This is a genomic window from Tautonia plasticadhaerens (genome assembly GCF_007752535.1).
In the GTDB taxonomy this organism is placed as follows: Bacteria; Planctomycetota; Planctomycetia; order Isosphaerales; family Isosphaeraceae; genus Tautonia; species Tautonia plasticadhaerens.
Genome location: NZ_CP036426.1, coordinates 2,746,406 through 2,765,165, shown reverse-complemented (window position 1 = coordinate 2,765,165; position 18,760 = coordinate 2,746,406). Strand labels below are relative to the sequence as shown.

Annotated in this window: 14 protein-coding genes; 4 read left to right on the top strand and 10 right to left on the bottom strand. The window is 72.3% G+C overall.

Annotated features, from left to right (window positions below; genetic code table 11):
• Positions 1-14: 14 nt before the first annotated feature.
• Positions 15-1,736, bottom strand: coding sequence for an efflux RND transporter periplasmic adaptor subunit (locus ElP_RS10725; RefSeq protein WP_145269130.1), 1,722 nt, complete (start codon positions 1,734-1,736; stop codon positions 15-17).
• Positions 1,737-1,980: 244 nt separating this feature from the next.
• On the opposite strand from ElP_RS10725, the gene ElP_RS10720 reads away from it, so the two are divergent.
• A complete protein-coding gene (locus ElP_RS10720) occupies positions 1,981-3,243 on the top strand; it encodes a hypothetical protein (protein ID WP_145269128.1) in 1,263 nt (420 codons plus the stop codon).
• A 73-nt stretch (positions 3,244-3,316) separates the two neighbouring features.
• On the opposite strand, the gene ElP_RS10715 is transcribed toward ElP_RS10720, so the two are convergent.
• A complete protein-coding gene (locus ElP_RS10715) occupies positions 3,317-4,921 on the bottom strand; it encodes a TolC family protein (protein ID WP_145269127.1) in 1,605 nt (534 codons plus the stop codon).
• Positions 4,922-5,185: 264 nt separating this feature from the next.
• On the opposite strand from ElP_RS10715, the gene ElP_RS10710 reads away from it, so the two are divergent.
• From ElP_RS10710 to ElP_RS37840, 3 genes are all read left to right on the top strand, one after another.
• The gene (locus tag ElP_RS10710; protein ID WP_145269125.1) at positions 5,186-6,181 is read left to right on the top strand and encodes a type I phosphomannose isomerase catalytic subunit; all 996 of its coding nucleotides are present in this window, start codon (positions 5,186-5,188) and stop codon (positions 6,179-6,181) included.
• 158 nt (positions 6,182-6,339) lie between these two features.
• A complete protein-coding gene (locus ElP_RS37845; protein ID WP_197446877.1) occupies positions 6,340-7,602 on the top strand; it encodes a hypothetical protein in 1,263 nt (420 codons plus the stop codon).
• A gap of 145 nt (positions 7,603-7,747) precedes the next feature.
• Positions 7,748-7,879, top strand: a complete 132-nt coding sequence (locus tag ElP_RS37840) for a 30S ribosomal protein THX (RefSeq protein WP_197446876.1) — start codon at positions 7,748-7,750, stop codon at positions 7,877-7,879.
• A 586-nt stretch (positions 7,880-8,465) separates the two neighbouring features.
• On the opposite strand, the gene ElP_RS10700 is transcribed toward ElP_RS37840, so the two are convergent.
• The 8 genes from ElP_RS10700 to ElP_RS10665 form a co-directional block, all read right to left on the bottom strand.
• On the bottom strand, positions 8,466-9,764 hold the full coding sequence (locus tag ElP_RS10700; protein ID WP_145269123.1) for an amidohydrolase family protein: 1,299 nt from the start codon (positions 9,762-9,764) through the stop codon (positions 8,466-8,468).
• Positions 9,761-11,956 carry an ABC transporter permease subunit/CPBP intramembrane protease gene (locus ElP_RS10695; RefSeq protein WP_145269121.1) on the bottom strand — a complete coding sequence of 732 codons (2,196 nt, stop codon included), beginning with the start codon at positions 11,954-11,956 and terminating at the stop codon, positions 9,761-9,763. The genes ElP_RS10700 and ElP_RS10695 overlap by 4 nt, the downstream gene beginning before the upstream one ends.
• A gap of 198 nt (positions 11,957-12,154) precedes the next feature.
• The gene (locus ElP_RS10690) at positions 12,155-12,913 is read right to left on the bottom strand and encodes an ABC transporter ATP-binding protein (RefSeq protein ID WP_145269119.1); all 759 of its coding nucleotides are present in this window, start codon (positions 12,911-12,913) and stop codon (positions 12,155-12,157) included.
• 195 nt (positions 12,914-13,108) lie between these two features.
• Complete coding sequence (gene mqnC, locus ElP_RS10685; protein ID WP_231749648.1) at positions 13,109-14,230, bottom strand: cyclic dehypoxanthinyl futalosine synthase; 1,122 nt, start codon at positions 14,228-14,230, stop codon at positions 13,109-13,111.
• Positions 14,181-14,999, bottom strand: coding sequence for a menaquinone biosynthetic enzyme MqnA/MqnD family protein (locus tag ElP_RS10680; RefSeq protein WP_231749646.1), 819 nt, complete (start codon positions 14,997-14,999; stop codon positions 14,181-14,183). Before ElP_RS10680 ends, mqnC begins: the two co-directional genes overlap by 50 nt.
• A gap of 252 nt (positions 15,000-15,251) precedes the next feature.
• Positions 15,252-17,003 carry a putative ABC transporter permease subunit gene (locus tag ElP_RS10675; RefSeq protein WP_231749644.1) on the bottom strand — a complete coding sequence of 584 codons (1,752 nt, stop codon included), beginning with the start codon at positions 17,001-17,003 and terminating at the stop codon, positions 15,252-15,254.
• Positions 17,000-17,800, bottom strand: coding sequence for an ABC transporter ATP-binding protein (locus tag ElP_RS10670; protein ID WP_145269115.1), 801 nt, complete (start codon positions 17,798-17,800; stop codon positions 17,000-17,002). Before ElP_RS10670 ends, ElP_RS10675 begins: the two co-directional genes overlap by 4 nt.
• A 46-nt stretch (positions 17,801-17,846) precedes the next feature.
• Positions 17,847-18,686 carry a hypothetical protein gene (locus ElP_RS10665; protein ID WP_145269113.1) on the bottom strand — a complete coding sequence of 280 codons (840 nt, stop codon included), beginning with the start codon at positions 18,684-18,686 and terminating at the stop codon, positions 17,847-17,849.
• Between the last annotated feature and the right edge of the window lie 74 nt (positions 18,687-18,760).

Sequence of the window (18,760 nt, the reverse complement as noted above, 5' to 3'; positions counted from 1 at the left end):
GGCGTGGCGCCGGCTCAGTCGCCGGCGCCCGGCCCGCCGCCGTCATCCGTCCGGCCGCCCCGGTCCGGCCCGGTGGGGGCGCCGGGGCCGGCCTCGCCCCCTTCCCGGCCGAGGACCGAGGTGCGGCTCTCGCCCTCGGCGATCATCTCCGCCTTGAGCTCGAAGGCGCCGTGGACGACCACACGGTCCCCCTCGTCCAGGCCCTCCAGGACCGCGACGACGTCCTCCTGCTCGTCGCGTCGGCCGGTGCGGATGGCCCGTCGCTCGAACCGCTCGGGGCCGGTCTGGACGAAGACGAGTCGCTCGTCCCCCTCGGTGAGGATGGCGGAGGAGGGGGCGAGCGGCAGTTCCTGCGGGTCCTCGGCCCGGACGCGGATCTCGACGAACATGCCCGGCTTGAGCAGGCGGTCGGGGTTGTCGGCCTGGGCGATCATGCGGATGGTCCGGCTCTTCTCGTCGACGAGGTCGCCGGTGTAGAGCACCCGGCCCTCGAAGACGCGGCCGGGGTAGGCCGCCGTGGTGAACGCGATCGTGCCCCCCTCGGCCTGCTGGAGGAGGAAGAAGTCCCCCTCGTGGACGTGGGCCTCGACCCAGACCTCGTGCAGGTCGGCCATGGTGAAGAGCTGCTCCTGGCCGTCGATGACCACGCCGGGGACGATCCGGCCGCGCTCCAGGACGGTGCCGGAGAATGGGGCCCGGATGTCGTAGGTGCTCACCGGCGTCTCCCCCTGCTCCCGTCGCAGTTGCTCGACCTCCCGGGAGGGGTCGGTGGCCGCCTCGGCGGCCTGGCGGAGTGTGGCCTCGGCGGTGCCCTCGGGGGTGTCCCGGGTCAGCTCGCCGGACTCGAACCGGCGGAGGATTTCGTCGGGGGAGGCGTTGAGCACCCGGAGGGTCTCCAGCTCGACCTTGACGGCCGTCCGGGCCTCCCGGAGCCGCTGGCGGGCGAGCGTGTAGTCGAGCGTGACCTCGTAGGCCATGCGGTCCATCAGCCCCCGGAAGATGGCCTGGTCCTTCTCGAACTCGGCCTGCTCGACGCGGTACCGGGCCGGGGCGACGGCGTCCCGGTCCTTGAGGTTCTCGTAGAGGTCCTCCTCGTAGCCCGACAGGTAGAGCTGCGCATAAGCCTGCATCAGCCGCTCCCGGGTCTCGCCGACGGGGCGGTCGGCGAAGGCCTCCTGGATCTCCTCCGGGGGCGTGTCCCGCTCCAGGGCCTCGATCATGTCCAGGGCGTTCTCGTAGATCGTCTGCTGCCAGTTGAGCCGGGCCCGGGCGATCTCCAGCTGCTGCAGCGCGTCGATCAGGTGCAGCCTCGCGTCGGCCACCTCCTGGCTGTCGACCTGGGCCAGCAGTTGCCCCTCCTCGACCTGCTGGCCGATCTGGACCGAGACGCTGCGCACCACGCCCGGGGCCCTCGGCGTGATGTAGGCATGCCTCGCCTCGTCGGGCACGATCTGGCCGGGCGCGTCGAAGACCTGGGAGACGACCCCGGTGCGGACCTCGGCGGTCCGAATCCCCAGCGCCCGCTGCCGCTCCCCGGTGACGGCGATGACGCCGGCCCGCTGCGGGCTCGTCTCCTGCTCGCCGGCGGACTCCTCCCCCTCGCCCGATCCCCCCTCCGGCCCTCCGGACCAGGGGCCCCAGGCCATCAGCAGGAACCCGACCACCAGCAGCGCCGCCACCGCGCCCGAGACGACGGCGACGCGGCGGGCCGGGAGTCTTCGATCGAAGGTATTCATGGGGATGTTCGCACGTCTCGGGGACCACGCCGGGGTGCGCGCAGGTCGAACGGCCGGGGCGCCGACTGCCCACCACTCGGTTCAAGTGAATCTGGATGCGAGTTCGTGCAAGTTCGATGCCGATTGCCCCCGGTGCCCAGGGCATCCGATCTGCATGGATACGGGGTGTGGGGACCCGGCGGCCCGTCGGTCGGGCCGGCGAACGGGGGCCCCGCCTTCCGGGCCGACACAGCGGGGGGAGACCATGGCAGGGGAACGAGACGAGCCGCGACGGGACGAGATCATCGACGAATCGAGGAGCCAGTACATCGTCACCGAGGGCGCCGAGGGTGTCTCCCCCGCCGACGCCCCCCCGGGCGTCGGCCCCCGGGAAGGCGCCGGTCCGCACGGCGATCGGGACCGAGGAGGGGGCGGTCGGGAGGCGGGTGGGGGCGGCTCGGGGGGCTCCGTGAGCGTGATGAACCTGGCCATCACCGCGGCCCTGGCCCTGATCTTCGGCCTGCTCGGCGCCTGGGCCTATGGCGCCTTCCTCGGCGGCTCGTCCGGGTCGGGGGGGGCCCAGGCCGAGGGGGAGGGCGAGGGCCCGGGGTCGGCCGAGGATGCCGAGCCCGGGGGCTCGGGCGATCGAGGAACGTCGATGGCCGGGGACCCCTCCCAGGATCGCCCGGAGGGTCTGCCCGCCGGCGAGCAGCCCGGCGCCTACGGCGCGGGGGGCATGGGCGACTCGGGCTCGATGGCCCGGCAGCAGTCCGAACGCATCGACCAGCTCGCCGAGCAGGTCGCCCGGCTCCGGGAGGAGCTGAGCAGTCGCCCCGACCCCGCCTCCGGCTCGCAGGTGGAGCAGATGGCCACGAGGCTCTCGGAAGTCTCCGAGCGGCTCGACGCGATCGAGGGGGACGCCCAGGGCGTCGAGGGCCTGGCCCAGCAGCTCCAGCAGCGGTCCGATCGGCTGGACGAGATGTCCGACCTGCTGGACCAGGTGGAATCCCGGCTGACGACCATCAGCGACCGGGTCGACGCCGCCGCCCCGGGGGGCGGGCTCGGCGGCGGGGCCGGCGGGCTGATCGGCGGCGGCCTCGGGTCGCCCGGCGACGAGGGCGGCGGGGCCCCGGAGGCCGGGCCGACCTCCGACGCCGGCCCCGACGACTCGACGAACCTCCGACGGGTCCTCCGGCCGGGCGCCGGGGAGGACGACGAGGACGAGTCGGCCCTGGAGCAGGGCATTCGGCAGTTCCGATCCGACCAGTTCTCGGCGGCCCGGGACACGTTCTTCGAGCTGCTGGAGCAGGAGCCCGACGACGCCCGCGTCTGGTACTTCGCCGCGCTGGCCCGGGGCAAGGCGACCGGCGACTGGAAGGGGGAGACCGAGCGGCTCGTCCTCCAGGGGGTCGAGCTGGAACGGGCCGGGTCGCCGCCGAGGGTGGCGATCGATGCGGCCTTCTCGGGCCTCGCCGAACGCCAGGGAGGCGAGTGGCTGCGGTTCTACCGCCGACGGGCGGGGGAGTGATCGCGAATTGCCCGGAAGGCAGGCCGTCGGGGAGGCCGGGGTCGGGCACGCCCATCCCCGACCCCGCCCCCGGTCAGGGCAGGATCCGGCGGCCGACGGCCGTGTTCAGCGAGAGCATGGCCCGGCGGTATCGGAGCCAGGTGGAGAGGTACTGGCGGACGAAGCCGTTGTACTCCCGGTAGGCGTTGAGGACGTAGAGCAGGTCCTGCTCGCCGGCCCGGTAGCGGAGCTTGGCCGTCTCGAGGATCTGCTCGGCGGCGGGGCGGGAGACCTGGCGGAGGCGCTCGGCGGCGGCCCGGGAGACGAGGTACTCGCGCTCGGCCTGGATCACCTCGGCGACCACCTGGCGCTCCTGGCTCGTCAGCTCCACCTTCGTCTGCTCGACGTTCAGCTTCGCCCGCTGGATGTTCCCCTGGTTGCGGTTGTAGAGCGGCAGCGGGACCGTCAGGCCGAGGGCCCAGGAGTACGAGCCTTGCTCGCCGACGCCGACGTCGTTGTCCTGGTAGGTGAAGGGCTGGTAGAGCATGTAGACGTCGGCCAGGCGGTTGGCCAGGGCCAGATCCAGGTCCGCCCGGCTGCGGTCGACCCCCATCCGGAAGGCGGCCAGGTCGGGCCGGGATTCCAGGGCAAGCCGGACGAGCGCCGCTCCCAGGGGAGGGTCCGGCGTCTCGGTCTTGAATAAGGTGCCCCGGATCGGGATCTGCTCGGCCTGCGACGGCGGCAGGTTCAGCAGCGTCCCGAGCCGGATCTTGGCGGCCCGCTCCGACTGGATCGCGTCCTCCAGGCCGATCATCGCCTGCTCCCGGAGCAGCAGGATCTGGTTCACGTCGACCTCGGTCGCCAGCTCCTCCTGCCGCCGGTCCCGGACCGTCTCCAGGAACGACTCCAGGCCGGTGACGGCCGCCCGGGAGAAGTCGACCGCCCGCCGGGCCAGCAGGACGCCGAGGTAGGTGCGATACAGGTTGTCCATCTCGATCCGGACGGCGTCCCGGTACTGGGCCTCCAGGACCGTGTAGGCCCGCTCGGCCACCCGGGTCCGGGCGCCGACCTTGTTGGTCAGGTCGATCGGGTGCTGGATGTTCAGGTCGTGCTGCACCGGCCCCCCCGGCTGCTCCTCGGAGTAATTGCCGTAGGGCACGAGCTGGGCGTCGTAGAAGAGCAAGGGATTCGGATACAGGCTGGCGGTGAGGATGTCGGCCCGGGCCTTGGGCAGCTCGAAGAACCGGCTGCGGAGGGTGAGGTTGTTGCGGACCAGCAGCGCGACGGCCTGGTCCAGCGTCAGGCCGTCGGGCGGCCCCTCGTCCTCGATGTCGGAGATCGTCATCGGGCCGAAGATCGGCACCGAGGGCTCCGGCAGGCCCGGGACCAGCCCCATCCCGGCCCCGCCGAGGTCCTGGAACTGGTCCCCCCCGGGCGTCGAGAGGCTCGGCGGCACCCGGCCCGAGGCCCCGGTCCCCCCCCCGATCACCGGCCGGTCGGAGCCGGGCGCGTTGCCGCCGAGGTTCCCCCCGGAACCCGGCATCTGGCCGAGGCTCGAGCTGACCGGGGACTCGAAGCCGGGCGCGCCGATCTCGACCTGGCCGGCCGGCCCCGAGTCCTGCCTCCCCTCGGCGGCCCCCGGCGCGAGCAAGGCCGCCAGGACCGGGGCGATCCTGCCGATCGCGGTTCGATTCGTCACGGCTCCTCCTCCGGTCCTCTCGTCGCGGTCCCGCCCCGGTCGGCCGACGTCTTACGACCGATCGACCCCCGAGCAGGACGGTCCCCGCCGATCCGGATGATCGGCCGATCCGGCCGCCCGGGATGAGCGGAACCCGGCGACCGGGGGGGCACCCCCGGGCGTCGCCGGCTGGACAAGGCGGCGGGACTCCCGTACAAGTCGGGCAGCCCCTCCCCGCCGGGCGGGCCGCCGAGGTCGCCTCGAGCCGACGAGACGAGACCCGTGATGAACACCGAAGGACCGCTGACCCCCCTGCGCTTCGACCCCATTTTGAAGCGCCTGATCTGGGGGGGCCGACGCCTGGGGGACCTGCTGCACAAGCCGATCGGCCCCGAGTCGGACTACGCCGAGTCCTGGGAGCTCTCCGACCACCGACACGGCCGGAGCGTCGTCCGGGGGGGCCCGCTCGACGGCTCGACCCTGCACGACCTGGTCGTCGGCCGGGGCCCCGAGCTGCTCGGGCCGGGCCTCGCCCCCCGGGACCAGTTCCCCCTGCTGGTGAAGTTCATCGACGCCAACCGGGTGCTCTCGGTCCAGGTCCACCCGGACGACGCCCAGGGCCGACGCCTGGCCGACGACAACGGCAAGAACGAGTCCTGGGTGGTGATCGCCGCCGACCCGGGCAGCCGGATCTACGCCGGGCTCAAGGAGGGGGTGACGCGGCCCCGGTTCGCCGAGGCGCTAGGGTCGGGCCGCGTCGAGGAGTTCCTGCACTCCTTCGAGCCGACGCCGGGGGACTGCATCCACATCCCGGCGGGGACCGTACACGCCATCGGCGCCGGGGTGATGCTGGCCGAGGTCCAGCAGATGTCCGACGCCACCTTCCGCGTCTTCGACTGGGGACGCCTCGGGCCCGACGGCCGTCCCCGGCAATTGCACGTCGCCGAGGCGCTGGAGGTCACCGACTTCTCCGGGGGGCCCGTCGATCCCGTCCGGACCCGGCCCGAGCCGATGGAAGGCGGGACCCTCGAACACCTCGTCCGGTGCCCGTACTTCCTCCTGGACCGGCTCCGGGTGACCGGCCCGGCCTCGGTCGGCGCCGCCGACCGCTCCCGGTTCACCGCCCTGGTCGGGCTCGGCGGCTCGGCCTCGGTGTCCTACGGGGGCGAGTCGTACCCGGTCGGCCTCGGCGAGACGCTCCTGCTGCCGGCCTCCATCGGCTCCTGCACGATGACCGCCGAGGCCGGGGAGGCGACCGTGCTGGCCTGCACTCTGCCCTGATCGCCGGCCGAGATCGATGTCGGAATCCGAATCCCGAGGCCCGGTCCGAGGCCCTCGATGGCCCGTCGAGGATCGGCGGGGCCGAGGAGGCCCTCCGGACGGCCGGGCCGGGACCGTCGCCAGGTTCGATCCGTCCCCCCTCCCCCGGAGCCCTGCCCTTGCCCGCTGATCATCCCCAACCGCCCTCCCCTGCCCCGCCCGACGGCGGCCCGAGCCCGGCCTGGCTCCGGTTGTCGGGGGCGTTGGCGGCGGCCTCGGCCCCGAAGTCGCTGGCGATGGCGGTCGTCGGGGTAGTCCTGACCCGGCTGGGGACCTGGGCGTCCCGGGTGATCTTCCCGGGGGAGCAAACGGGCGTCGGCCTCGGATGGCGGCTCGCCCCCGGCATTTCGGAGGGTCAGGGGTGGGGGGCCGGGCTGGGATCGGCCTCCTCGATCGCGGCCGATCCCTGGTTCGTGCTCCTCGACCCGCTCCGAGGCCTCTTCGCGATCGGTCGGGGGAACGCCGTCTTCGCCCGGTCGCTGGTCGAGCTGGCCTGGGTGGTGCTCGTCTGGGGGCTGGTCGGCGGGGCGATCGCCCGGATGGCGGCGGTCGGCGCGGCCGCCCCGGGGGGCGAGGGCCTCGGGATCGGCTCGGCCCTCCGGTTCGTCGGCCGACGGGTCGCCTCGCTGGTCACGGCCCCGCTCGGGCCGCTGGCCCTGGTGGCGGGCCTGGCGATCCCGGGGGCGGTGCTCGGGCTGATCGGCCGGTGGGGGTCGGAGCTCTCCGGGGGGATCGCGTCGGCGCTGGCGATCGTGCCGATCCTGCTGGCGGTGCCCTCGGCGATGCTGGTGTTGGGGGTCGCCTTCACCTGGCCCCTGATGGTGCTCACCGTGGCGGTCGAGGGGGAGGACGGGTTCGAGGCCCTGGGCCGGGCCTTCTCCTATGCCCGTCGCCGGGCGGGCCATTACGCCCTGGCGGTGCTCGGCTCGTGGGGTCTCGGCACGGTCGGGGTCCTGCTCGTCGGGCTGTTCGCGGGCCTGGTCGTCCACCTGGCGTCCTGGGCCTTCGCCCTGGGAGGGGAAGACCGGTGGGTCGAGGCCGGGTTCCGGTCTCGGTCCCCCGCGATCGGCGTCCCCGATCCCGACCGGCTCCGGGCGATCTCCCGGGCCCTCGACTCCCGGGGCAACGCGCCGCCCCCCTCCTTCGACGACCTCCCCCGGCTTCGGCCGGACACCTTCCTCGGCGTCTGGATCCGGTGCGTCGGCCTGGTCGCCTACGCCTGGGCGTTCAGCTTCTTCTGGTCGGCCTTCGCCCGGATCTACCTGCTGCTCCGACGGGAGGTCGACGGGACCCCCTGGGAGGACCTCTACGACCCCGTCGAGGACGCCGAGCCCTTCGCCCCCGACCCTCCGGCGCAGCCGGGACCTCCCCCGCGCCCCTGAGGACGTCGCTATCCGAGGACGAGCGGCCTGGAATCTCCGCCGGGCCGCTGGTATGATGGCGGCTTCCCACGAAATCAACCGGGCCCGCCCGACCCCCGGGAGGCCGGCCCGACGAACGATCATCGAAGCGAAGGACGACCCGCCGATGGGCAAGGGCGATAAGCGGACCAAGCGCGGCAAGCTGTTCCGGAAGTCGTACGGCAAGAGCCGCCCCAAGCCTCGCAAGATCCGACAGGACAGGGCCAAGGCCGCCGCCTCGACGCCGGCCGAGGGCTGATCGCCCCGCCCCGGTGACGCGGTGAAGGATGGCGCCGGCGTCCCCTCCCGTGCCATCCGACGATTCTTGTGACTGAAATCGCCGCGTTCCACGATGATTTAGGCGTGGGCGCCCCCCGTACGCCGGTCTGGGACGCCTCGCCGACGCGTTTCGCGTCGTCGGGCGAGCCCGGGCCGCGTCTTCTTTGAGAACCCGAACGTTGCTGCGTCCCCACCAGCCGTCGCGGGTGATGACTCCCGGCCCGATCGCCCGCCGACCTCGGCGCGAAACGAAGCCAACTCGCCGGAGAACCGCCGCGCGAAACGAAGCCAATCGGCCCGGGATCGCCGCGCGAAGCGAAGCCAATCGGCCGGGGGAACGACGCGGAGCGAACCCAGTTCGATCGGCGCAACTCGTTCTCCAGAACGGATAATCTCCCCGATGCCCGGCGCGTACCGGGGCGCACCACCCGGCGTCTTCCGGGCGCACCGCCTCGTTCCTCTCGGACGACCGGGGCGGGCCGAGTGGAGATCGATTCCCGCCGCTGCGCGGCGCAAAACGAACCCAACCGCCCGGACCGGGAGGAGGATGGGGAGCGGATCGGCCATCAGGCCCGGGGCAGGTCGGCCCCGGCCTTCCAGCCCGGGTCGGCCCGGAAGCGGCCCTCGAAGGCGGAGGCGACGACCTGCAGGTCGGTACCGAGCAACAGGTCATAGGGGTCGGCGTCGTCCCGATCCGGCAGCGGGACGACGGCGAGGTCGGCCGACTTGCCGGCCTTGAGGCTGCCGGTGACCGTCTCGGCCCGCAGTGCCCAGGCGCCGAAGAGGGTGCCCATGGTCAGCAGGAGCGCGCCGCCGAGTCCGGGGTGCCGGGCGTGGAGGAACCGCATCTCGTCCAGGATGCTGAGGCTCGGCGTCGAGGCCCGGCTGTCGGTGCCGAGGCAGACGACCACGCCGTGCTCCAGCATCTCCCGGAACGGGTGAGGCCGGTGGCCGAACCGGGCGTGCGTCCGGGGGCAATAGGCCACGGCGACCCGGTGGCCGTCCGGGGCGGCCTCGGGGCGGAGCTGCCAGAAGTCCGCCGGGTCGAGGTAGGTGCCGTGGGCGACGATCCAGTCGGCCTCCCGGAGTCCGCCCTGGCGGATGTAGTCGGCCGGCTCGGGGCTGATCGGCTCCCAGTCGTCGTCCCAGGCGCCGAGCCCTTCGAGGAACTCGCGGAGCCGGCCCCCCCGGGTCCGGAGCAGCTCCAGCTCCTCGGGAAGCTCGGCCAGGTGGGTCGAGAGGGGCATGCCCCCGGCGGCGGACCGGTGGTAGAGCCACCCGGCGGTGCTGTAGGGGGCGTGCGGGCTGAGGCCGGGTCGGGCGTTGGCGACGACCTGGTCGACCGGCCCGATCGAGCCGATCCAGTCCCAGGCGTGTCGGTTGGTCTCCAGCCCCCGCATCCGCTTCAGGCCGATCAGCTCGGCGAAGACGACCGCCCGCAGGGGGGCCGAGCAGACGAGCGGCCAGCTCAGGCCGGCGGTGGTGGTGTCGGCCAGCAGGGTGGTGCCCGCGTCGATCGCGTCGTCGAGGTTGCGGCCGACGGCGTCTCGGAGGGCCTCCGGCGACCGGCCGATCCGGTGGGCGACCACCCGGCGGAGCCAGTCGACCTCGTCCTCGGGCCAGGAGGCGGGGTCGTCCCGCCCGGCCTCGCCGTCGAGGGGGGAGAGTTCCAGGTGGGTGTGGGCGTTGACCAGGCCGGGGATAAGGGCGACGTTGCCGAGGTCCAGGTCGGCCGACCGGTCGCCGGGCCCCCCGACGGCGGCGATCCGCCCCTCCCGGATCGTCACCAGGCCGCCGGCGATCGGCCCCCCCTCGACGGGGAGGACGACCCGGGCGGCCAGGGTGAGGTCGTCGGGCGTGCTCATCGTCGGTCGGCGTCGGAGGGGAGGGTCTCCCGACCGGTGGGGGCCCCGGCCGGGGGGGCCGACTCCGGCTCGGGGGAGCCGACCCGGGAGAGGACCAGGAGCATCGCCGCCGAGCCGACCACGCCCAGCGCCACCCAGGGCCAGCGGTAGAGGAACAGCTCCCGGTCCCGGTAGAGCCAGCCGGCCGCCAGGCTCGGGCCGAGCACGGCCAGGGCGTTGTTGGTCAGGTGGAAGGCGATCCCCGGCAGAAGGCTCCTCGTCCGCACGGCCATCCAGCCGAGCACCAGGCCCAGCAGCGTGGCGTTGAAGAACTGCTGGAAGAGGCTGATGAGCACGTGCAGGAACCCGAACAGGAAGGCCGAGAGCACGATCGCCGTCCACCGCGACGCCGCCGTCTCCAGGCCCGAGAGGATGTAGCCCCGGAAGGCCACCTCCTCGCAGATCGCCGGGATGACGGCCAGCAGCAGCACCGCGGTGGCGAGGTCGGGGATCGCCTCCTGGAGCCCCTCCAACGCCCGCTCGATCGCCGGGGGGATCGGGAACAGCTCCATCACGATCGGCCTCAGCTCGCTCGACACCGGGTTGAGCGCCGCCGCCAGGCCGACCCCCAGCGCCAGCGGCAACCAGCCCGGCCAGGAGAGCCGGAGCGTCCGCCTCGGGCTGGAGGTGAACACCAGGGCCATCGCCAACGGGGGCATCAGGATGAAGACGAGCTGCCCCAGGGCCAGCCCGGCAAGCGGGTCGGCCCCGGAGATGAGGATTTGCGTGTACCAGGACAGCGCGATGATGAGGGCGAAGCAGGCCATCGCCTGCCCCCCCGAGGGGACCGGGCCCCGGTCCCGGACCAGGTGCCGGAACCACAGGGCGAGGTCGAACCGCTCCGCCTCCCGGAACAGCACCTGCTCGCTCCGGAACTGGCCGACCGCCCACCGCAGGGCGACGAGGCCGTAGACGGTCGTCGACAGCAGCACGGGCAGGATGTACGACTGCGCCTCGCCGTACTGCTCCAGGATCAGCTTCTTCAGGAGCAGCGAGACGCCCGTGACCGGCACCAGGCTGTAGAACGGGTTCAGCTCCACGCCGGGCATCAGCGTGAGGAAGATCAGGGGCAGGGTGACGAGGTAGAGGGGCGTCATGTAATACTGCCCCTCCTTCATGCTCCGGGCGAGCACCGCCAGCGCCAGGCAGACGGCGCTGAAGAAGCCCGAGAGCGGGATCAGCAGCACGACCATCCACGCCAGGGCCGTCAGGGACGGCGGGCTCAGCTCGTCGAGCGGGGAGCCCGGCCCCGCCTCGGCCCCGGGCCCGAGGCTGCCGGCGAGCTGCCGGCCGAGCACGGCCATCGTCAATCCCATGCTCGCCAGGTTCAGCAGCGCCGTGGCGGCGCTGGCGGCCATGACGGTCAGGAACTTGCCGACGACGATCTCGCTGCGGTAGGCCGGGCTGATCAGCAGCGTCTCCATCGTCCCCCGCTCCTTCTCGCCGGCGCAGAGGTCGATGGCCGGGTAGAAGGCGCCGGTGAGGGCCATCATCACCAGCAGGAACGGGAAGATTCGGGCCCAGATGCTCGCCCCCGAGGCGGACGACCCGGTGACCTGCCGGGCCAGATCCACCCCCTCGACCTCGACCGGGGAGACGTACTCGGCCGGCTTCTCGTCGGCGGCGAGGCGCCGGGAGACGATCGCGTCCTGCCACCGGGCGATGATCTCCTCCACGTCCCGGTAGGTGGCCAGGCTCTGCTCGTCGGACCGGAGGTAGGCGATCTTGATCGTCGGCCGCTGCACGGCCTCGATCTGCTCCCGGACGTCCCCGGGGATCTCGACGACCACGTCGACCTGCCCCCTCCTCATGGCGAGCAGCTGCTGCTCCGGGTCCCCCCAGGGGCCTTCCGAGGAGGCGGCCCGCACGAACATCGGCGCCGGGGCGAACTCGGCCGAGAGCTCCCCGGCGAATCCGACCCCCCCCGCCCCGTCCTCCTGGAGCAGCGGAGGCTGCTCCGGCAGGTGCTCGGCACCGACGACGACCACGTTCCTCGGCTTCTGCTCGAAGGCCGCGGTCAGCTCCTTCACCGTGAAGCCGAGGATCGGGTAGAGCAGCACAGGCAGGCCGAAGATCATGAAGAGGGTCCGGCGGTCTCGGAGCTGGTCACGCAGCTCCCTGCCGAAGATCAGTCGGATTCGGGACCATCTCATGGTACGGCGGGCTCGGTGGGTTTGCGGGGATCGGCCGGCGCCCGGGTCGGGCGGCCGATGGCCGAGGGCCGGTGGCCGGCGGGCGATGCTGGATGGCGGGCCGTGGGACCGGCGACGGATGTCCCCGGGCCCCGGACGCCTCCCGTCCCCGGAGAGCGCGGCCCCGGCACCCGGGGGGCCGATCGGCGGGCCCCCGGCTCACGTCGGGGCGACGGCCCCGAGGTCGGCCCGCTCGACGAGGTGGAAGAACAGCTCCTCCAGGTCGGGCTGGCCGAAGCGGTCGAGCAGTTCGGTCGGCCGGCCCTCGGCCTGGAGCCGGCCCTTGTAGATGATGGCGACGCGGTCGCAGAGCTTGGAGACCTCCTGCATCGAGTGCGTGGAGAAGATGATCGTCTTGCCCCGGTCCCGCAGCTCGGCGATCTTCAGCATGACGGCCCGGGCCACCAGCACGTCGAGCCCCGAGGTCGGCTCGTCGAAGATCAGGACCGGCGGGTCGTGGACGATCGTGCGGGCGATCGAGACCTTCTGCCTCATGCCGGTCGACATCTTCGAGCCGAGCACGTCGCGGAAGTCGTCCATCTGGAGCCAGCCGAAGAGCCGCTCCATGCGCTCCCGGAGCGGCTCGCGTTCGATGCCGTAGAGCCGGCCGAAGTATTCGACGAGTTCCCAGGCCGACATGCGATCATATACGCCGGTGTTGGCCGACATGAAGCCGATCCGGGTGCGGACCTCCCCCGGCTCGGCCACCACGTCGTGCCCGGCGACGATCGCCCGGCCGGCGGTGGGCCTCAGGACCGTGCTCAGGATCCGGAGCGTGGTCGTCTTGCCCGCCCCGTTGGGGCCGAGCAGGCCGAAGATCTCCCCCGGCTCGCACGCGAAGCTCACGTCGTCCACCGCGGGGATCCAGCCCCTCCGGTAGTCGAGGAACGCCTTGCTGAGGTGCTCGACCTGGATCATCGGGGCCGCTCGACCGGGCGAAGGGGGAAGGGAGGGCGCCTTGGTGCCGCCCGATGTGGGAATCTAGGCCATTTTAGCGGCCGCGCCCCTCGCCTGGAAGGATCGCCCCCTTGAGCACCGCCGAGGCCCGACCGACCGGGCGGTCGAGCGGGCCTCGGGATGTCGGTCCGAACCGTCGAGGCGAGGCGCCTCGCCTCATGCCCCCACCGGCTCGGCGGCGGGCTCGGCCAGGGGATCGGCGTCGAGGTACTCGTAGAAGACGTTCCGCTGGCGGGGGACGTAGCCGGCCTCCCGGATCGCCCGGCGGATCTCCCCGACCGAGAGGTGGAAGACCGTGCCCGCCTTGGAGACGACGTTCTCCTCGATCATCAGGCTTCCCATGTCGTTGGCGCCGAAGTACAAGGCCAGGCCGCCGATGGCCGGACCCTGGGTGACCCAGGACGACTGGATGTTCGGGACGTTGTCGAGGTAGAGCCGGGAGACCGCCTGGACGCGCAAATACTCGTGGGCCCCCTTGGGGGGGATGTGGTCCATCTCGGTGTTGTCGGGCTGGAAGGTCCAGGAGATGAAGGCGGTCAGGCCGCCCGTCTCGTCCTGGAGCTGTCGGCAGCGCTCCAGGTGCTCGATGCGCTCCTCCAGCGTCTCGACGTGGCCGTACATCATCGTGGCCGTCGAGATGCCGCCCAGCTCGTGCCAGGCCCGGTGGACGGCGAGCCAGTCGTCGGTGAGGACCTTCCCCTTGGTGAGGATCTTGCGGACGCGGTCGACGAGGATCTCCCCGCCGCCGCCGGGCAGGCTGCCGAGCCCCGCCTCCTTGAAGCGGCGGAGGACCTCGATCACCGGCATCTTGAACTTCCTGGCGAGGAAGTGGATCTCCGGGGGGCTGAAGCCGTGGACGTTGACCCGGGGGTAGGCGGCCTTGATGTCCCGGAGCAGGTCGGTGTACCACTCGAAGGGCAGCTCGGGGTGCAGGCCGCCCTGCATGAGGATCTGGTCCCCCCCCAGCTCGACCGTCTCCCGGATCTTCCCCAGCAGGACGTCGCGGTCGAGGACGTAGGCGTCGGTGTCCCCCACCTTGCGGTAGAAGGCGCAGAAGTGGCAGATCGCCGCGCAGACGTTCGAATAATTGATGTTGCGGTCGATGTTGTACGTCCGGTACGGCTCGGGGTGGAGCCGCTTGCAGGCCGCGTCGGCGGCGCGGCCGAGCGAGAGCAGGTCCCCCTCCCTCAGCAGGGTGACGCCCTCGTCGAACGAGAGGCGATCGCCCTCAGCGGCGCGCCGCAGGATCCGGGAGACGTCGGGTGTCGGCGAAGGCAAGGTCCACATCCTCCGGGGCGAGCCCCAGCGCGGCGGCCTTCCGGGCGAACAGGCGGAGGGCGGTGACCTCCGACTCGCCCAGATCGTACGAGATATTCCGGGTCAGGTAGTCGATGCACTCGCCCCGGGTCAGGCCGAGCCCCGGCCCGACCTCGTCGGCGATCCGGTCCACGTGGGCCAGGCCCTCGGAGCGGCACCGGGCGAGGATCTCGGGCAAATCCCCCAGGTCGACGCCCTCCCGGGCCACCCAGAGGGCGAAGACGAAGGGCAGGCCGGTCAGGCCCTTCCAGGCCTCGGCCAGGTCGACCACGGCGTGGAAGGGCTCGTCCGGGTCCCGCATCGCCCGGTCGCCGATGAGCAGGACGGCATCGGCCGTGCTCTCCTGCACCGGCACCCCCATCGGCAGGGATTCGACGAGCGTTGGCCGGACCCCGTGGGCCTCGGCCAACCAGACCCGGGCCAGCGCCTGGCTGGTCCGGGACCCTTCGTCCAGCGCGAGGCGGTCGATCCGGTCGAACGGCACCCGGCTGTAGAGCTTGACGCTCCGCACCGGCCCGCCGGAGGCGATGGCGAACCCCGGCAGGATCCGGTAGCCGAGCTGCGCCCCCCGAAGATACTCGACCGACGGGATCAACGCCACGTCCAGCGCCCCGGAGCCCAGGCGGTCGGCCAGCCGGCTCGGCAGGTCCATCTCCAGCCGGACCCCGGGAGCGATCGCCCCGAGCCCGAAATAGAGCGGCTTCGCGTTCAGGTACCTCACGGCACCCACCCGGAGCGGTCTCGGGCGGAATCCCGACTGGCTTATCGGCAACAAACCCGGGGCCTCCCCCCTTGGACAGGACGGGTTGCGGTTTCAGAAACTTCTGAACGGATTATAGGCGCCCGGCCCCGTCCCAACAAGGCCGCCAGAGGGAGGCGTCCGGCCCGATCGGCCGCGCCGCCGATCGGGTCGAGGGTGCGTCCGGGAGGGCGTCAGGGCTCGGGGGCCGGCAAGCGCCCGGGGGCGATGCGGGATGGGCCGTCAGCACTCCATCCGCTCGAAGGCCCGGATGCCGATCCGCATGGGGACGATCGTGGCGACGGCGCCGACGAGGAGGCTGACCCCCGCGGCGAGGAGCAATCGGGTGTGGAGCACCCCCTCCGACCGGCGGCCGATCACCTGGTAGATGTCCGAGCCCCGGCCGGCGAAGTAGAGGTGGCTGAGGACCGCCGGGGGGCCGATCACCAGCACGATGAAGGCGAGGCTGACCAGCAGGTTCAGCGTCCCGCCGAAGCCGGCGGCGATCTTGGAGGGGTCCTCCTCGCGGAGGTTCGGCAGCCTCGCGCCGAGGCCGACGCTGATGGCCGACAGCCCGAAGCAGAGCACGGCCACGATCGCCGCGTGCAGGGCGAGCATCACGCCGCCGACCTTGAGCATCAGGCCGCTCAGCAGGATCAGGACCTCGGTGGCCACCAGCGAGATGCCCGCCGCGAAGGCGAACTTGCCCCAGATGATCGACCGCCTCGGCACCGGGAACAGCCCCAGCAGCCAGAGGTTGCGCCCCTCCAGCGAGAGCATCGGGAAGATGAACCGGCTGGTGAAGGTCGACAGGATCAGGGCCGTGACCGCCAGGTTCAGGAAGCCCAGCAGGTTGCGGAAGTAGGGGCTCTGCACGTCGTAGCCGAGCCGTCGGATGTTGACGAAGTAGAACGCCAGCAGCCCGAAGAAGATCAGGAACTGCGACCACTGGGTCGGGTCCCTCCGGAAGGTGCGGAGGTCCTTGAGGATCAGCAGGCGGATCGGCTCGGCGATGAAGCCGAAGAGGCGGTGGAAGGCGGCGTCGGCGCCGTACCAGCCGAAGTGGCGGCGGGCCGACCGGCCGCCGAGCACCCGGCCGTAGCCGACCCGGTAGAGGTCCCTCGCCACCACCGCCGCCGCCAGGTAGGCGAGCATCGCGTGGGAGGCGGTCACCATCAGGTAGAACAGGCCGTCCCCCCACTCCCCCCGGGCCGACCGGAGCAGCCCCGCGGCGATCCATCGGCTGGGCAGCAGGTGGTTGGTGCTGAACTCCAGGCGGCCGAGCAGGGCGTTCATCCATTCGCTGGAGAGGGTCGACCCCGGCGTCGTCCAGACCTGCAACCCCGTGTAGGCGAGCCCCGCCACGACCAGCACCCCGGAGCCGACCAGCACCGTCTTCCGCTGCCGGGGCAGCAGGTTCGCCAGCAGGATCGCCGCCACCGCGCCGACGCCCCCGGGGATCGCCACGAAGGCCAGGTGAAACGCCAGCGCGATCGGGTAGAACGGCCAGGGGGCCATCGAGGTGATGCCGTAGGCCACCATCATCGGGCTCCCCAGCAGCAGGAAGCCCCAGGAGGAGAAGGCCATGGCCTCGATGAACTTGTGGGAGAAGACCCGGTCCTCCGGTGCCGGGGTGGCGAGCAGGAAGTACGCCTCCCGGCTCCGGAAGAGCGACGCATAGAGGATGATGCCCGTCGAGGCGAGGAGCATGATCAGCAGCGACAGGAAGAAGACGCTGAAGAGGTACTCGACGATCTCGTTGGTGACCTGGACGTAGTCGTCGAGGAAGCGGAAGCCCTCGAAGAAGAGCAGGAACAGGCCGGCCCAGAAGACGGCCGAGCAGACGACGACAGTGGAGAGCCTCAGCAGCGACTGCGAGAGGAGGATGCTGCCGTGGTTGGCCATCAGCCGGCCGCGGAGGAAGCCGAACCCCCGGGCGACCCGGCGGGGGGGGGCCATCGGCGGGGGGGGAGGGGCGTCGGGGCGTCTGGTCACGGCTGGCGGTCCCCCAGCTCGATCGGCTCGGTGTCGATTTCGGCCGTCGCGGAGCCGTTGCGGGAGGCCGACGGTCGGGGGCGGTCCCCCCCGGTCAGCTTCAGGAACAGGTCCTCCAGCGGCCCGTGCATCTGGGAACGCTCCCGGATCTCGGCCAGGGAGCCGGTCATCAGCATCTTGCCCCGGTCGATGATGCCGATCGTGTCGGCCAGCTCCTCGGCGATCGACAGCAGGTGCGTCGACATCAGCACGGCCACGCCCGATCGGGCCTGGGAGAGGAACAGATCCTTGACGATCCGGCCGCTCCGGGGGTCGAGCCCCACGAGCGGCTCGTCGACGATCAGCACCCTCGGCTCGTGCACCAGGGCCGAGGCGAAGACGACCCGCTGCTTCATGCCGTGCGAGTAGTTCTCGCAGAGCTCGTCGACGTAGTCCCCCATCTCGAAGACGTCGACCAGCTCCTCGATCTTCGCCGAGGCCCGGCGGCGCTCCAGCCCATACATCTCGACGACGAACCGGAGGAACTCCCGGCCGGTGAGCTTCTCGTACAGGTAAGGCTGGTCGGGGACGTAGGCGATCAGCTGGCGGGCCTCCCGGCTGGAGGCGGGGAAGCCGCCGATCCGGACGATGCCGCCGGAGGGGGACAGGAGCCCGCAGATCATCTTGATCGTCGTGGTCTTGCCGGCGCCGTTGGGCCCGAGGAACGCGAACAGCTCGCCGGGGCGGACCGCCAGGTCCAGCCCGTCGACGGCCCGCTTGCGGCCGAAGGCCTTCGTCACGCCGATCAGCTCGATCATCGCCGCCTCCCCGGGTCGGCCCGGCGGTCGTCGTTCGGGTCGGGCGTCAGGGCTGGCGCTCCAGCATCAGGGTGACCAGCACCAGCGGCACTTCCTGGCGGAGCACCAGGCCGTCGGAGGCCCGGGCCCAGGTCCGGGCGCGGGCCTCCCCCATCCCGGTGTTCATCCGGGAGACGAGCAGGAAGGTCGGCACCAGCTCGTCCCCCCAGGGGACCATCACGTTGCGGTCGGTGACCTCGACGTGCACCACCTCCACCCGACCGGTCAGCGGGCTGACCACCCGGCTCTCCCAGCGCTGGCCGACGTGCAGGCCCGGGATCCGGTCCAGCGGCGCCATCGCGTTCTGCACCATCCCCCGGGCCTGATAGGGGAAGCGGAAGGTCCGCTTGCCGAAGATCAGCATCGGCCCCCGCGCGGTGATCGCGATGGAGTCGTCCTCCAGGTGGCCCTCGAGCACCAGCAGCGAGTCCTCGTCGCCCTCGACCCGGACCTCCGACCGGAGCCCGCTGAGGTTGCCCGAGCCGTCGACGTCCAGCACGCTGGTGACCTCCAGCCGCTCCCCCCCGGCCGACCTCAGCGGCGTCTGCTCCAGCAGCGCCCCCGCGTCGAAGGTCACGGTGCTCCCGAACCGGACGTGGCCGTCCCCCCGACTCGTCGTCTCGGTGGTCGCCTGGCCGACGGCCCGGAGGTCCCCCGGGTCGCCGACGGGGTCGCCCACCAGCAGCGTCCAGCGCGACGAGGCGTCCCGCTCCCCGGCCCGGGCGATGTCCCGGAGGTCCGGCGGCGGGCCGACCAGCAGATCCGGCAGCACGTCCCGCACCAGCAGGCTGGAGGCCGAGACGGCCCAGAAGACGAGGATCCCGAGCGAGACCAGGCGAGGGGGCATGATCGGGGGGGCTCCGGCACCGGCTCCGTCCGAACCGACCGAGGGCGGATCGTTGAACTATACGGCCCCCACCC

What these genes read in the sequence shown, in the direction of transcription:
- ElP_RS10665 (WP_145269113.1), bottom strand. Translation starts at nt 18,686, where the DNA reads ATGCCCCCTCGCCTGGTCTCGCTCGGGATCCTCGTCTTCTGGGCCGTC.
- ElP_RS10710 (WP_145269125.1), top strand. Translation starts at nt 5,186, where the DNA reads ATGAACACCGAAGGACCGCTGACCCCCCTGCGCTTCGACCCCATTTTG.
- ElP_RS10700 (WP_145269123.1), bottom strand. Translation starts at nt 9,764, where the DNA reads ATGAGCACGCCCGACGACCTCACCCTGGCCGCCCGGGTCGTCCTCCCC.
- ElP_RS10720 (WP_145269128.1), top strand. Translation starts at nt 1,981, where the DNA reads ATGGCAGGGGAACGAGACGAGCCGCGACGGGACGAGATCATCGACGAA.
- ElP_RS10695 (WP_145269121.1), bottom strand. Translation starts at nt 11,956, where the DNA reads ATGAGATGGTCCCGAATCCGACTGATCTTCGGCAGGGAGCTGCGTGAC.
- ElP_RS10725 (WP_145269130.1), bottom strand. Translation starts at nt 1,736, where the DNA reads ATGAATACCTTCGATCGAAGACTCCCGGCCCGCCGCGTCGCCGTCGTC.
- ElP_RS10690 (WP_145269119.1), bottom strand. Translation starts at nt 12,913, where the DNA reads ATGATCCAGGTCGAGCACCTCAGCAAGGCGTTCCTCGACTACCGGAGG.
- ElP_RS37840 (WP_197446876.1), top strand. Translation starts at nt 7,748, where the DNA reads ATGGGCAAGGGCGATAAGCGGACCAAGCGCGGCAAGCTGTTCCGGAAG.
- ElP_RS10670 (WP_145269115.1), bottom strand. Translation starts at nt 17,800, where the DNA reads ATGATCGAGCTGATCGGCGTGACGAAGGCCTTCGGCCGCAAGCGGGCC.